We start from the raw sequence: 13,099 nt of genomic DNA, 5'->3' as shown, positions 1-13,099 counted from the left end.
CTATGACGAATTTCGGTACATCGCCAAGCTGGCGTTGTTAGCGTGGCCACCGCCTGAGTCCAAGCATGTCATGTGTGGCGCGAATAAGCCTAAACCCTGCAGTACGCTTCAGAGTCAAGCGACCCGAGAGACGCTCCGTGCCACTTATTCGAGACTCCGTGCTGCATAGCTGGAAAAAGCGGTGGGTGTGGAGTCACCCAACAGCCATACCGTATACGCCTGACGGCGGTCATCCACTTCCATCCCGGGCGAGCCGAGCGGCATCGCAGGAACGGCGAGTCCGCGGGCGTCCGGTTGCTCGCGCAACAGTCGATGAATGTCGGCTGCGGGCACGTGGCCTTCCACGACGTAGCCACCGATCTCTGCGGTATGACAGGAACGCATGTCGGCCGGCACCTCGTGTGCGTCCTTGATCGACGCCAGTCGCTGGGTGTCGCGCATCTCAACGGTGAAGCCGTTGGCTGCCAGATGCTCGCCCCATTTTGCGCAGCAGCTGCAACTGGGGTTCTTGTATATCACTGCCGTCGGTAGCTCGGTGGCCTTGGCTTCGCCGTTGTTCGAGGTCTCCTGCGCACACCCCGATAACATCGGTAAACCCGTGACGAGCAGCAGCGCCATGCGCCATATCAGAGCATGCGTTCTCTTAGTGCTTGTGGTTGCCATGTTGATCCTCGTGCCTTGTCTCGTCGCTGGAATTGGAATGTTGCTCGGAGGCATGGTGATCCTCCCTGCCGCTCTCTCCTCCTTGGTTTTCCCTGACCCGCTGATCGCCACCGTGGCTATGGGCGTCGTTGTCGTCGCCGTCGTTGCGACCGTGGTGACCACCGTGGCGCTTTGCCGCGCCCTTGAGCTTTTGATAGCGCTCGCCGGTCATGTCCGGAAACTGCTTGAGCAGGGCTACGATATGCCACAGCGCCTCGTCGTCGTGGGTTAGCCCCCAGGCTGGCATGCCGCTGGCCTTGATGCCGTGCTTGGTGACCCAGAACAGCTCGGCGGCATCCATATGCTCGGCGGAGCGAGCAAGGTCGGGCGGCGATGGGTACATACCCTTGGCCATGGCCGACTGCGCACCGCCAGGGGGCGTGTGGCAGCCGGCACACATGGCTTCGTAGTCGTTGATGCCTGCAAGCCATTGCTCGCGAGCCCCCAGTTTCGGCGCTGCGATTCCGTCGGCGTGCCGGGCCACTGACCGGCGTACGGTGGTTTCCAGCAACCAGTGTGTCACCGGCAAGTGCGTATCGGTGGCGGCCACGTTGTAAAGGCCAGACCAGGCGAAGCCCACTGCGGCGAGCGGCGCAATCACGACAATGACCGTCAGCGTCTTGATGACGGCCCTGAATGATTTCATGGCCTTGCTCCCGACGAGTCAGTACCAGGCCCGAAGCCCGATAACGACAGAGGTTGCCGAGGACGGTTCGCCTTCGCGCTCCGCGATGACCTTGGTATCGCCGTAGCGCTGCTCCCAACGCACGCCGATGTAGGGGGAAAATTCGCGCCTGATCTCGTAGCGCAGGCGCATGCCGGCCTCGGTGTTGTTGAGCCCGCTGCCCAGCCCCAACTCGGGGACCTCGTCGGCACTGGCGTTGATCTCCAGGCGTGGCTGGAGGATCAAGCGCTGCGTGAACAGCAGCTCGTACTCGAATTCGCCGCGGAAGCTCAGATCGCCGTCCTCACTGAGATAGACGGACAGATCCGACTCGAACCAGTAAGGCGCCAGCCCCTGCGCGCCGAGTACCGCATAGCCGGTCTCCGGGTCGGGATGGATATCGTAGCGAACCCCTGCCTGGACACCCCACAATGGGGAGACGGTGTGGTTGTAGAGGGCTTGCAGCTCGGTGCTTTCGGGGGAACCGCCATCGACCGAGCCTTCCCCCTCGGTCTTCCACCAGAACTTGTGTATGTCGCCGCCGATCCAGCCCTGGGCGTCCCACACATAGGTGTCCTCCTCGTCGCTTTCGCCATACTCCAGGCGATCGATTAGGCTGAAGGCGAAGGGCTTCGAGTCCTTGACGAAGTTGGTCCACTCGGCAGGCGCCCCGCTAAAGGAGGTTCTGGCGCCGGGCGGAGCGATGACATCAGGATCCGTGATCTTTCCGGGAAGCTCCTCGCTCGAACTCCCATCTGTTTCCGAGCCGGACGGCGTGTCGTTACCGGCCGCAGCAGTCAGGGGGAGCGACACACTCCCGAGCAGCAGAACCGGGATCATCCAGTCACTTGCCAGCTTAGGCATCACGCTCTCCTTCGTTGTCGGTGGGGAGCACGCGGACCACGCGGAACATGCCCATATCCATGTGATAGAGGAAATGGCAATGAAAGGCCCAGCGGCCGGGCTCGTTGGCAGTGACCAGCAGCGAGACCCGCGATCCGGCCAGCACGCTGATGGTGTCCTTGAAAGGTAGATGTTCGCCCTGGTCGTTCTCCAGCTCCATGAACATGCCGTGCAGATGGATCGGGTGCTCCATCATCGTGTCGTTGACGAGAATCAAGCGCACCCGCTCGCCGTAGGGGAAGTCGATGGGACTGTCGGCATCGGTGTACTTGACCCCGTCGAATGACCACATGTAGCGCTCCATGTTGCCGGTCAGATGGAGCTCCACGGTGTGGTTGGGTTCACGCCGGTCCGCCATGGGCTTGGTGTTGCGCAACTGGCTGTAGGTGAGCACCCGGTGCGGTACATCCTGGAGGCCGGTGCCGCGCTCGGCCAGGCGATCGCGCTGGACTTCGGCAACGCTGATATTGCCGGGACCGTGCCGATCCGGCCCATGGCGGGCGACGATCGGCCCGGCCGAACCCATCATGGCGTGGTCCCCTTGCGACGCCTTATCCGGCATGGCGTGATCGCCGTGTTGCATGGCGCCCATGTCGTGCCCGTCATGCTGCATGCCGGACTTGCCCATGCCACCTTCATTCGCATGGCCCATGGCCCCCATTTCGGCGCTGTCCATGTCCATGTCAATCATGGCCATGCCCATATCGACCATGGTCCGCTCCGGTCGCTCTCGCAATGGGGGGACTGCCGCGCTCATGCCGGGATGGGGTGCCAGGGTGCCGCGGGCGTAGCCGCTGCGGTCCATGGATTCGGCCATCAGCGTGTAGGCGCTGTCGGCCTTGGGCTGCACGATCACATCGAAGCGCTCGGCAACCCCGATCTGGAATTCATCGGTTTCCACGGGCTCCACGTTTTGTCCATCCGTGGCAACCACCGTCATCGGCAACCCCGGGATGCGGACATTGAAATAGCTCATCGCCGATGCGTTGATGACCCGCAGGCGCACGCGCTCCCCTGGTTTGAATAGGCCGGTCCAGTTGGTGCCCGGGTGCATCCCGTTCATCAGGTAGGTGTAGGTGTGGCCGGTGACATCGGCGATGTCGCGGGGCGTCATGCGCATGCTCCCCCACGCCAGGCGGTCGCGCAGGGTTGCACCCCACCCCGTCTCGGAGGCGTCTTCGGCGAAGTCCTCGATGGTGCGCGCGTTGAAGTTGTAGTAGTCGCTCATCTTCTTGAGCTTCGCCATGACCCGGTGGGGATCCTCGAAAGTCCAGTCACTGAGCACCACGACGTATTCGCGGTCCGCGGGGATGTGGTCCTCGTGACTTTTCGGATGGATAACCAGCGGGCCGTACTGGCCGAGTTGCTCCTGCACGCCGGTATGGCTGTGGTACCAATAACTGCCGTACTGGCGTATCGGGAAATTCACCTCGAAGGTATCGCCCGGATCGATACCCGGAAAGGCGATGCCCGGCACCCCGTCCATCGTGAACGGCAGCAGGATTCCGTGCCAGTGAATGGAAGTGGACTCATCGAGGTGGTTGTGTACCCGCAATCGGGCGTTGTACCCCTCCCACAGCTCCACGAGAGGGCCGGGAAGGGAGTGATTCAGGGTGATTGCCGACGCCCGACCTCCGGCAATGTCGATGGTCTGTCGGCGGACATGAATATCCATGGTCACGTCCCCGGGCGTTCCACCGGGGACTTGCGCGGCAGCGTCCGCGGGATGCGCGCTGTCACGAGTGCGTGCGTATGCGGGGAGCAGGGCCTCCAGGCCGGCGAGCATCCCCGCACCACCCAGCGCCTGAAGCAGCCGTCGGCGATCAATTTCGTCTTGGATCATGATGGACTCCGTGTTGTGGTGAAGAGATGAAGGAGGTGCCTCCCGGGCTCAGGGCCTCAATCTCTATCGCCTGCCCCAAAGGAAACGAGTGGGGTCGCACCAAGTGGACAACTTGGTACGCGAGTATCTGTCGTGAAGGATGGTCGCTATCCATGTTGATGTGCCACCGGCGAAGTGGTGGTCGACGCCGCTTCGCCTGCATTGGTCAGCCTGCGCCCGCGCCGGATCGCGAACAGCGACGGGAAGACTCGCAGCACCATCAGCAGTGCGCGTCGGTGGAAGGGGGCGGCGGCAGTCGCGTGCGTGGAAAATGCTGAAGGGCATGGCCGGTCTCCGTCGTGCGAATCGGAAGATCGCGGCGGCGAGCGCATCGCCACCGCGCCGGATCACAGGCGTCGGGTTCTGGGCGGTCTCAGCAGTTTCTCGGGGGGCGCGGAGGGCAGCCGGGTGCGCGGCGCAGGCCCGGTTGCAACACGGCCGGGCAACCGATCCGCCACAACCGGCTGGGGCGGTACGCCGGTGGTCGCAGCGGCGCAACTCGAGCGACATTCGCTGCTGCAGTCGGTCCCCGCCTTGCAGCAGTCCGGTATCGGCGTCACAGCCTCAGCCTGGTGCGCATGCGATGCCGCCATGCCGGTGGCCATCGCGCTGTGCGGGCAGTCGGCCTGCTGCTGATCGAGCCATCGCAACGGCGTCTCGCCGGCGGCGCCGGCGGCACCGGTGAAGAGCAGCGACAGCATCAGCAGGAGGCGGAAGAGGGGCACGACGAGGGCAGTCACCAACGATCCGAACTGCAGCATAAAGCCTGGACCCCGGTACAGAGTCAAGGCGCGGTGCTACAACCAGCCCTTGTAGCGGAAGAACGCATAGGGCGCGATCGCCGACAGCACCATGCCCACCAGTGCCGCCGGGTAGGCCCAGGGCTGGCCGAGCTCGGGCATGTGCGCGAAGTTCATGCCGTAGATGCTGGCGATGAGGGTGGGCGGCAGGAAGACGACGGCGGCGATCGAGAAGATCTTGATGATCTGGTTCTGCTCGATGTTGATGAAGCCCTGGGCGGCATCCATCAGGAAGTTGATCTTGTCGAAGACAAAGCTGTTGTGCGGCAGCAGCGACTCGATGTCGTGGGCCAGCTCGCGCACCTGCTGCGCGTGCTCGGGGCCGAGCCGGCCCCGGCGCTGCAGGAAGGTGAGGGCGCGCTGCGTATCCATCAGGCAGAGGCGGACCTTGCCGCTGATGTCCTCGTGCACGGCGAGGTCGTCGAGTGCGTCCTCCATATTGGCGTCGTTGTCTTCGAGCACCAGTCCGCTGATCTTCTCCAGGCCGGTGTAGACCTCTTCCAGGGTGTCGGCGAGATCGTCGATCTTGATCTGCAGCAGCGCCAGAAGCACGCTCATGGGGTCGTCGGCCAGGCCGGCCACGCGGCGCGCGCGCATGCGCAGCAGGCGGAAGGCGGGGATCTCGCGCTCGCGCAGGGTGAACAGGCGCTCGCGCGTCACGGTGAAGGCGACCGAAGTATTGCGCGGCCGGTCCTCCACCTCCTGCAGGAAGAGCGAATGAATATGCAGGCCGCCGGCGTCCTCGTAGAAGCGGGCGCTGGCCTCGATCTCGTCGACATCCTCGGTTTCGGGCAGCTCCTGGCGATAGAGGCGCTGCACGCGGTCGCGCTCGTCGGTGTCGGGGTCGATGAGGTCGACCCAGGTCGCGTCCTCAAGCGCTTCGGCCAGGCGGTTTTCCGCCAGCGGCACCAGCCGCCCCCTTTCCAGGGTGAGCGCGTTCAGCATGGCTTGTCTCCCGCTCCGCGATGGGCCGCAAGTCTATCGGGAATGCGGTCTGGCGATCCGGCGCTGCGGGCGGCGCCTGCCGTGCCATGGAATGCGGCATCATGCGCAGCGCGCGGCGGTTGAACTGCAGTGCGCGGTTGCCGGTCCCAGAGGCGCAACGCAGCGCCTTGCACCGGCGCCGGTGGTCGCGCTGCAGGTGCCGCCGCAGGAATTTGCGATCAGCGATCGAGGGGCATTCCTATCACGGACGGTCGAGCATTGCCGAACGGCAGGGAAGGGGCACGCGGATACGCTTGCGCGTCACGTCCGCCGAAGGCTTGTGCGCGGTCCGCGGCGCGTAGCTTGCGACGTGCGCTGGGCAGTCTGGCGCTCGCGGGGCTGGCGGCCGGTTGCGCAACGCCGATGGCGCCGGAAGTCGAGCAGACGCTGCCGCAGTCCGAGCGCTTCACCGGAGATGGTGAAGCCCCGATCGCGCAGTGCACACAGCTCGGTGGTACGGCGTTGCAGACCCTCGTCGCGAGCGCTTTCGCGGACAGCCCGACCCTGGCGCAGGCGTGGGCGCGCTTGCGCCAGGCGCGTGCCGCCGCGCGCGCCGAGGGCGGCACGCTACTGCCCAGCCTGTCGCTGTCGCTGCAGCGGAGTGAGTCGTCCGGCGACGGCGCAACCGCGGTGCCACCGCAGGCGGGTGGGCAGCAGTCGAGCACCGGCAGCGGCACTTGGCAGTCGACCGCGGCAGCACGATACGAGCTGGATTTCTGGGGTCGCCTGGACAGTCGGCGCGAGGCCGCACGGTTGTCGGCGCGCGCGGCCGAAGGGGATCTGCGGACGGCGGCGATCTCGCTGGCTGCCGACACGGCGACGGCCTGGGCGGATTGGGTGACGAGCACGCGGCGGGTGGCCACGCTGGTGGCACAGGCCGAGGACGCGCGCGCCCTGGAACGCCTGCAGGCGCTGCGTTTCGCCAACGGGCAATCGGATGCGCTCGCCCTCGAGCAGGCGCGACAGCAGGCCGCCTCGGTGGCGGCGCGGCTGAGTGAGGCGCGGGGCGCGCTGGATGCGGCGCGCCTGCGCCTGGAGCTGCTGCTGGGCCAGACCCCGGGCGCCGCGGCCCTGCCCGAGCCCCCGGAGGCGCTGCCCGCGCCGGGCGCGCTGCCCGACGCCGGGTTGCCGGGCAGCCTGCTGGATGCGCGTCCCGATCTGCGCGCGGCCTGGCTGCGCCTGCAGGCCGCCGATGCGCGGGCGGCGGCGGCGGCCGCTGAGCGCTGGCCGCGCCTGACGTTGTCGGCCAATCTCTTCACGCAGGCGGCGGCCGTCGGCGATCTCTTCGATCGCACCATCCGCGAAGTCGCGGCGGCCCTCGACTGGAGCCTGTTTCAGGGTGGCGCCCTGGCCGCCCGTCAGGCGGAAGCGGAAGCCGTCGCCGTGGAGCGGCTGTTCGCGCTGGAGCAGGCCTGGCTGGAGGCGTTGCGTGAGGTGCAGGCGGCGCTCGATGGTGAGCGCGCGGCGCGCACCCGCATCAGCGAGCTGGATGCGCAGATCATGCATGCGCGTCAGCGGCTGAACCTGGCGCACCGACGCTATGCGCAGGGCCAGCTCGCCTATCTGGAAGTCCTGTCCGCGCAGCAGGCCGTCAACAGCGCCGAGCTGGAGGCGCTGACTGCGCGCAATGCGCGCTTCCTGCAGCGCGTGAACCTGTGCCGCGGCCTGGCGGCCAATGTCGCCGGCACCCCGGAGCCCCCGGCGCTGCTGCGCGCCGATGCCGAGGAGTCCCCCTGATGTCCCGCTTCTGGAAAGCCCTTCTGCCGATCCTGGTCCTGATCGCCGCGCTCGCGGTTGTCGCGGCCATGATGCTGACCACCGAGCCCCCGCAGCGACACGCAGCCGAGGCGGTGCCGGCGCGGCTGGTGCGCACGACGACGGTTGCGCGCAGCCCGCAGCGGATCGATGTGCAGGCCACCGGCACGGTGATCCCCGCCGAATCGATGACCCTGCAGGCACAGGTCAGCGGCCGCGTGACCTCGGTCAGCGACGATCTGGAGCCTGGCTCCGTTGTGCGCAACGGCGATACGCTGGTGACGATCGAGCGCACCGATTTCGCGGCGGCGGTTGCCGAAGCCGAAGCGCAGCTCGCGCAGGCGCAGGCCGATCGCGCCCTCGAGCGCGGGCGCGGCGAGGTCGCTCAGGCCGAGTACGAGCGCTTCGCCTCGGGGCTGGACGTACCGGTAGACGAGTCGCTGGCGCGTCGCGAGCCGCAGCTGGCCGCCGCCGAGGCTGCGGTCAAGCGCGCGCGTGCGCAGCTCGATCGCGCGCGCGCCGATCTCGCCCGGACCCGGCTGAGCGCCCCCTTCGATGCGCTGGTGCTGGAAAGATCGGTGAATCGCGGCGACCGGGTCGGCCCGCAGGTGACCCTGGCCAATCTGGTGGCGGTAGACCGCTACTGGGTGCGCGCCAGCCTGCCCATCGCGCATCTGGCCGAGGTCGATGTCCCCGGCTTCAATGCCGAGCAGGGCTCGCAGGCCAGCATTCGCCAGCAGGTCGGTCCGGGGCGGGCCGTCGAGCGCAGCGGCGAAGTGACGCGGCTCTACGGCGGTGTCACGCCGCAGGGGCGGCTGGCGCAGTTGCTGATCCGGGTGCCGGATCCGAGAGCGCGCGACAGCGCGGGGCTGCCGCTGCTTCTGGATGCCTTCGTGGATGTGACGCTGCGCGGCAACCGCTCGCGCGAGCTGATCCGCCTGTCGCGCGAACACCTGCACGAGGCCGATACGGTGTGGATCTACGCCGACGGCGAACTCGAGATCCGCGAGGTGGAAGTGGTGTGGCGGGCCACCGATTTCGTGCTGATCGACGACGGCCTGCGTGACGGCGAACGCATCGTCACCAGCTCGCTGAGCGGGCCGGTATCGGGTCTGCGCCTGCGCCGCGAGGACGAAGCCGATGGCTGAGCCGCGCGGGCCGATCGCGTGGATGGCCGCCAACCACGTTGCGGCCAATCTGCTGATGCTGGTGCTGCTGATCGGTGGGCTGCTCTTCGCACTGAACGTCAAGCAGGAAGTCTTTCCCAGCATCCAGCTCGACATCATCACCATCCAGGTGCCCTTTCCGGGGGCAACGCCCAGCGAGGTGGAAGAGGGTGTCGTGCTGGCCATCGAGGAGAATCTGCGCGACATCGAGGACATCAAGGAGATGCGCTCGACCGCCTCGGAGGGCATGGGGCGTGTGACCGTGGAACTCTTCGAGGGCAGCGACATCAATGCCGCCCTCAACGACGTCAAGAGCGCGGTGGACCGCATCACCACCTTCCCGACCGAGGCGGAGGAGCCGATCATCGCGCCGGCCGACATGCGGCAGCAGGTCGTCAGCCTGATCCTGCACGGCGACATCGATACGCACACGCTCAAGCGGCTCGCCGAGGAGGCGCGCAGCGAGCTGCTCGACCTGCCCGGCATCACGCTGGTGGATGTCGCCGCCATCCCGCCGCCGGAGATCAGCATCGAGATCGGGCAGACCGAACTGCGGCGTCACGGCCTGACGCTGCCGCAGGTCGCGCAGCGGATCGATCAGAATTCGGAACAGCTCGGCGCCGGCTCGATCGAGGCGCGGGGCGGTGAAGTGCTCGTGCGCGTCGACGAGCGGCGCGAGACGGCCGAGGCACTGCGCGAGCTGGTGTTGATCGCCGAGGCCGACGGCTCGATCGTGCGTCTGGGCGATATCGCGCGCGTCGACGACGGCTTCCGCGACACCAACCGTGCCGCCTTCTTCGATGGCCGGCCCGCCGGCCAGGTGCGCGTGTACCGCGTGGGTGAGCAGTCGCCGCTGGACATCGCGGCGCTGGTGCGCGACTACGCCGAGCGCAAGCGTGCCGAATGGCCGGACCGTATCGGCGTCGAGGTCTGGCAGGACCGCTCGGAGCTCTACGCCGGGCGCATCGGTCTGCTGATCGACAACGGGCAGATCGGTGTCGTTCTCGTCCTGATCGTGCTGGGGCTCTTCCTGCGCCCCGCGCTGGCCTTCTGGGTGACGCTGGGCATTCCGGTGACCTTCCTGGGCGTGTTCCTTTTCATGCCGATGTTCGGTGTGTCCGTGAACATGCTGTCGATGTTCGCCTTCCTGCTGGTGCTCGGCATCGTGGTCGACGACGCCATCGTCGTCGGCGAAGCGGGCTTCCACCACCGCAGTCAGGGCGTGCCACCGCTGGAGGCAGCGATCCGTGGCGCCCGCGAGGTCGGGCGGCCGGTGGTTTTCGCCGTGCTCACGACGGTCGTGGCCTTCGCGCCGCTGCTCTTCATGCCGGGGACCATGGGCAAGTTCTTCATGGACATCCCGCTCGTGGTCATTCCGATTCTGCTGCTGTCGCTGGTGGAGAGCCTGTTCATCCTGCCGGCGCACCTGGCTTCGGTCCGGGAAGTGCGCCCGTGGCGCGGGCCAATGGGGGCGCTGCAGCGCTTGCAGGAAGGTGTCTCGGCGCGTCTGCAGCGCTTCATTCGCCACCGCTACCGGCCCTTTCTGGCGCGTGCGCTGCGGCGGCGCTATCTGACCTTGTCAGTGGGGCTGGCGGCACTGATCGTGGTGCTGGGCTTGCTCGCTTCCGGCCGCATGCCGATCCGCTTCATGCCGGACATCGAAGGGGACTCGGTGACCGCGACGGTTGTCCTGCCGGTGGGCGCACCCATGCACGAGACCAGCGAGCTGATCGGATTGCTGAGCGAGGAGGCACGCGCCACGGCCGAAGCGCTGGCTGCGAACGGCGCCGACAGCGTGCTGCGCGGCATCTACGCGGAGGTGGGTGGCCAGGCCGGAGGGACCGGGCCCGGCGGTGGGGGGAGTTCACAGGGAAGCGCCAATTCCGGCTTCGTGCAGGTGGAACTCGTGGAAACCGGGCTGCGCGACTTCAGCGCGCGCGAATTCTCCGACACCTGGCGCAGCCGCATCGGGGAGCCGGTGGGCGTGGATCGACTGAACTTCTCCTTCGGCCTCGGACCGGGCGCCGGTGCCGACCTGGGCATCGAGCTGGCGCACCGTGACCAGGACACGCTGGAACGCATGGCCGAACGGTTGGCCGCCGAGTTCGCCACCTACGACGGCGTCTACAACATCGACGACGGTTTCACGCGCGGCAAGACGCAGGTGGAGATCCGATTGACGCCGCTCGGGCGCGCGCTGGGGCTCGACGTCGGCGCCGTGTCGTCGCAGCTGCGCGGCAGCTTCTTCGGGGCCGAGGCCGAACGCCAGCAGCGCGGGCGCGACGAACTGCGCATCTACGCGCGTCTGCCGGAGGCCGAGCGCGACCGCCTGGAGACGCTGGAGAACCTCATCCTGCGCACGCCTGCCGGCGGCGAGGTCCCGCTGGATCAGGCCGCCAACCTGAGCTATGCGCGCGCCTTCACCAGCATCGGTCGCGAGGCGGGGCGCCGCGTGATCGACGTCACGGCCTCGGTGAACCCCGCGCTGGCTTCAGCGAGTCAGATCAGCGGCGACCTGCAGGCACGGGTGCTGCCCGAGCTGGCGAACGACTATCCGGGCATGGACTGGGAGCTTTCCGGTGGTCAGGAGGAGCGCGCGGAATCGTTCGCGGCCCTGGGGGGCGGGCTGATCATGGCGTTGTTCGTGATGTACGCGCTCATCGCGGTGGCCTTCCATTCCTACGTGCAGCCGCTGCTGATCATGCTGGCGATCCCCTTTGGCCTGATCGGGTCGGTGGCCGGTCACATGATGCTGGGGCTGGACATCTCCTTCATCAGTCTGTTCGGGCTGGTGGCGCTGTCCGGTGTCGTTGTCAACGACAGCCTCGTGCTCATCGATGCCGTCAACAGTGCGCGCGATCGCGGCCATGGTCCGGCCTGGTCGGTCGTCATCGGCAGTGCGCGGCGCTTCCGGGCCGTTTTGCTGACCTCGCTGACCACCTTCTTTGGCCTGGTGCCGATGATCTTCGAAACGTCGCTGCAGGCGCGTTTCCTGATCCCCATGGCGGTTTCACTCGGCTTCGGCGTGCTCTTCGTCACCGTCATCGCGCTCGTGCTCATCCCCGCTGCCTATCTGGCGCTGGAGGATCTCCACCGGGGGCTGCGGCGCGGCGTCGAGCGGCTGCCGATGCCGGAGCACGAGACGGGCTGAGCCGCTCCCGGTTGCCTCAGGCAGCGGCGCTGAAGCTTCGGCGGCTGTCGCGCAGCACGCCGGTGGCGGAATAGACGAAGAGCGCGGCGATGACGGTGCCGACCACCACGTCCGGCCAGCGGCTGCCGCTGACGGCGACCAGTGCGGCGCCGAGCAGCACGCCGCCGTTGGCGATCAGATCGTTGCGCGAGCAGACCCACGCCGAACGCATGTTGACGTCGTCGCTGCGGTGGCGCGTCAGCAGCAGCAGGCAGACGCTGTTGGCCGCCAGTGCCAGCGCGCCGATAGCCGCCATGGTGCCGGCCTGCGGTGCGCCGCCCAGCAATGCCTTGTGCACGGCGTCCGCCAGTACAAGCACACCGAAGCCGAGCATCACCGTGCCCTTGAAGCCGGCCGAGACCGCCTTCCAGCGCGTACTGCGCGCGACCACGAAGAGGCTCAGCCCGTAGACGAGGCTGTCGCCGAGCATGTCCAGCGAATCGCCCAGCAGTGCGTTCGAGGACGCCAGCCATCCGGCCGTGAACTCGACGACGAACATGACCGCGTTGATCGCCAGCACGGTCCAGAGCATGCGGGTCTGGCGCTCGCGCAGTGCGGTGAGGCAGGGGTCGTTCTCGTTGCAGCAGTTGGCGGACATGGTGAAAGCGCTCAGTGCGGTGAGCGGGCGATCGCGATGCGGGCCTGCAGATCGGACGGAATCGTGAGGCGCTTGAAGGGGCTGATATTGGCGCCGCCGGTATTGCCGGTCGGTACAAGCCCCAGCGCTGTCTTGGTGGCTGCGCCGGCGATGCGGGGCAGCTGACCCCGAATCTCGGCGTGACGGCGTTGGCGCAGCGCCCAGCCCAGCATGCGCAGGTGCACGCGGACATGTTCGCGCGTGGATGCTTGCCCGAGCACGTGCGCGCGCTCCAGGTGACGGAAGGCGCGGGCCGCGTCACCGGCGGCCTCGGCGGCTTCGGCGTGGCGCAGCTCGGCGGCGACGTGGGGGCGGATTCGCGAAGCAAAACCCATCTGAGACTCCGACACGGCTGGCTGACTATGCAGACGCTAAGCCCTAAAGTCGCTACAAGGTAAAGCCTTGCGGAGCGGGAC

At 67.3% G+C, this 13,099-nt stretch carries 11 protein-coding genes; 3 read left to right on the top strand and 8 right to left on the bottom strand.

Features of this window, described 5'->3' with window-relative positions:
- Positions 1-144 precede the first annotated feature (144 nt).
- The 6 genes from U743_RS19500 to corA all read right to left on the bottom strand — a co-directional run bounded on the left by U743_RS19500 (position 145) and on the right by corA (position 5,896).
- Complete coding sequence (locus U743_RS19500; protein ID WP_052367953.1) at positions 145-618, bottom strand: DUF411 domain-containing protein; 474 nt, start codon at positions 616-618, stop codon at positions 145-147.
- A gap of 25 nt (positions 619-643) precedes the next feature.
- Entirely contained in the window at positions 644-1,348 is a 705-nt protein-coding gene (locus U743_RS10930) for a c-type cytochrome (RefSeq protein ID WP_052367950.1), read from the bottom strand.
- A gap of 18 nt (positions 1,349-1,366) precedes the next feature.
- A complete protein-coding gene (locus U743_RS10925) occupies positions 1,367-2,230 on the bottom strand; it encodes a copper resistance protein B (protein ID WP_198022011.1) in 864 nt (287 codons plus the stop codon).
- On the bottom strand, positions 2,223-4,112 hold the full coding sequence (locus tag U743_RS10920) for a copper resistance system multicopper oxidase (protein ID WP_043768231.1): 1,890 nt from the start codon (positions 4,110-4,112) through the stop codon (positions 2,223-2,225). The genes U743_RS10925 and U743_RS10920 overlap by 8 nt, the downstream gene beginning before the upstream one ends.
- Before the next feature lie 386 nt (positions 4,113-4,498).
- Complete coding sequence (locus U743_RS10915) at positions 4,499-4,891, bottom strand: hypothetical protein (RefSeq protein WP_156966412.1); 393 nt, start codon at positions 4,889-4,891, stop codon at positions 4,499-4,501.
- Between the two features lie 57 nt (positions 4,892-4,948).
- A complete protein-coding gene (gene corA, locus U743_RS10910; RefSeq protein WP_043768225.1) occupies positions 4,949-5,896 on the bottom strand; it encodes a magnesium/cobalt transporter CorA in 948 nt (315 codons plus the stop codon).
- A 342-nt stretch (positions 5,897-6,238) separates the two neighbouring features.
- On the opposite strand from corA, the gene U743_RS10905 reads away from it, so the two are divergent.
- From U743_RS10905 to U743_RS10895, 3 genes are read left to right on the top strand one after another with little or no spacing between them, the layout of a single operon-like run.
- Entirely contained in the window at positions 6,239-7,672 is a 1,434-nt protein-coding gene (locus tag U743_RS10905) for a TolC family protein (protein WP_043768222.1), read from the top strand.
- Positions 7,672-8,838, top strand: a complete 1,167-nt coding sequence (locus tag U743_RS18140) for an efflux RND transporter periplasmic adaptor subunit (protein WP_052367946.1) — start codon at positions 7,672-7,674, stop codon at positions 8,836-8,838. The genes U743_RS10905 and U743_RS18140 overlap by 1 nt, the downstream gene beginning before the upstream one ends.
- Positions 8,831-12,007, top strand: a complete 3,177-nt coding sequence (locus U743_RS10895; protein WP_043768220.1) for an efflux RND transporter permease subunit — start codon at positions 8,831-8,833, stop codon at positions 12,005-12,007. The genes U743_RS18140 and U743_RS10895 overlap by 8 nt, the downstream gene beginning before the upstream one ends.
- 16 nt (positions 12,008-12,023) lie before the next feature.
- Here U743_RS10895 and U743_RS10890 read toward each other — a convergent pair whose 3' ends face one another.
- Positions 12,024-12,644, bottom strand: a complete 621-nt coding sequence (locus U743_RS10890; protein ID WP_043768218.1) for a cation diffusion facilitator family transporter — start codon at positions 12,642-12,644, stop codon at positions 12,024-12,026.
- 11 nt (positions 12,645-12,655) lie between these two features.
- Positions 12,656-13,018 carry a DUF3703 domain-containing protein gene (locus tag U743_RS10885; RefSeq protein ID WP_043768215.1) on the bottom strand — a complete coding sequence of 121 codons (363 nt, stop codon included), beginning with the start codon at positions 13,016-13,018 and terminating at the stop codon, positions 12,656-12,658.
- Positions 13,019-13,099 lie beyond the last annotated feature (81 nt).

The organism is Algiphilus aromaticivorans DG1253 (genome assembly GCF_000733765.1).
In the GTDB taxonomy this organism is placed as follows: Bacteria; Pseudomonadota; Gammaproteobacteria; order Nevskiales; family Nevskiaceae; genus Algiphilus; species Algiphilus aromaticivorans.
This window is presented reverse-complemented; position numbering and strand designations above follow the sequence as displayed.

Bases quoted from the DNA above. Each gene is read 5' to 3' on its own strand.
- U743_RS18140 (WP_052367946.1), top strand. From the start codon at position 7,672: ATGTCCCGCTTCTGGAAAGCCCTTCTGCCGATCCTGGTCCTGATCGCC.
- U743_RS10890 (WP_043768218.1), bottom strand. From the start codon at position 12,644: ATGTCCGCCAACTGCTGCAACGAGAACGACCCCTGCCTCACCGCACTG.
- U743_RS10885 (WP_043768215.1), bottom strand. From the start codon at position 13,018: ATGGGTTTTGCTTCGCGAATCCGCCCCCACGTCGCCGCCGAGCTGCGC.
- U743_RS10895 (WP_043768220.1), top strand. From the start codon at position 8,831: ATGGCTGAGCCGCGCGGGCCGATCGCGTGGATGGCCGCCAACCACGTT.
- U743_RS10920 (WP_043768231.1), bottom strand. From the start codon at position 4,112: ATGATCCAAGACGAAATTGATCGCCGACGGCTGCTTCAGGCGCTGGGT.
- U743_RS10930 (WP_052367950.1), bottom strand. From the start codon at position 1,348: ATGAAATCATTCAGGGCCGTCATCAAGACGCTGACGGTCATTGTCGTG.
- corA (WP_043768225.1), bottom strand. From the start codon at position 5,896: ATGCTGAACGCGCTCACCCTGGAAAGGGGGCGGCTGGTGCCGCTGGCG.
- U743_RS10925 (WP_198022011.1), bottom strand. From the start codon at position 2,230: ATGCCTAAGCTGGCAAGTGACTGGATGATCCCGGTTCTGCTGCTCGGG.
- U743_RS19500 (WP_052367953.1), bottom strand. From the start codon at position 618: ATGGCGCTGCTGCTCGTCACGGGTTTACCGATGTTATCGGGGTGTGCG.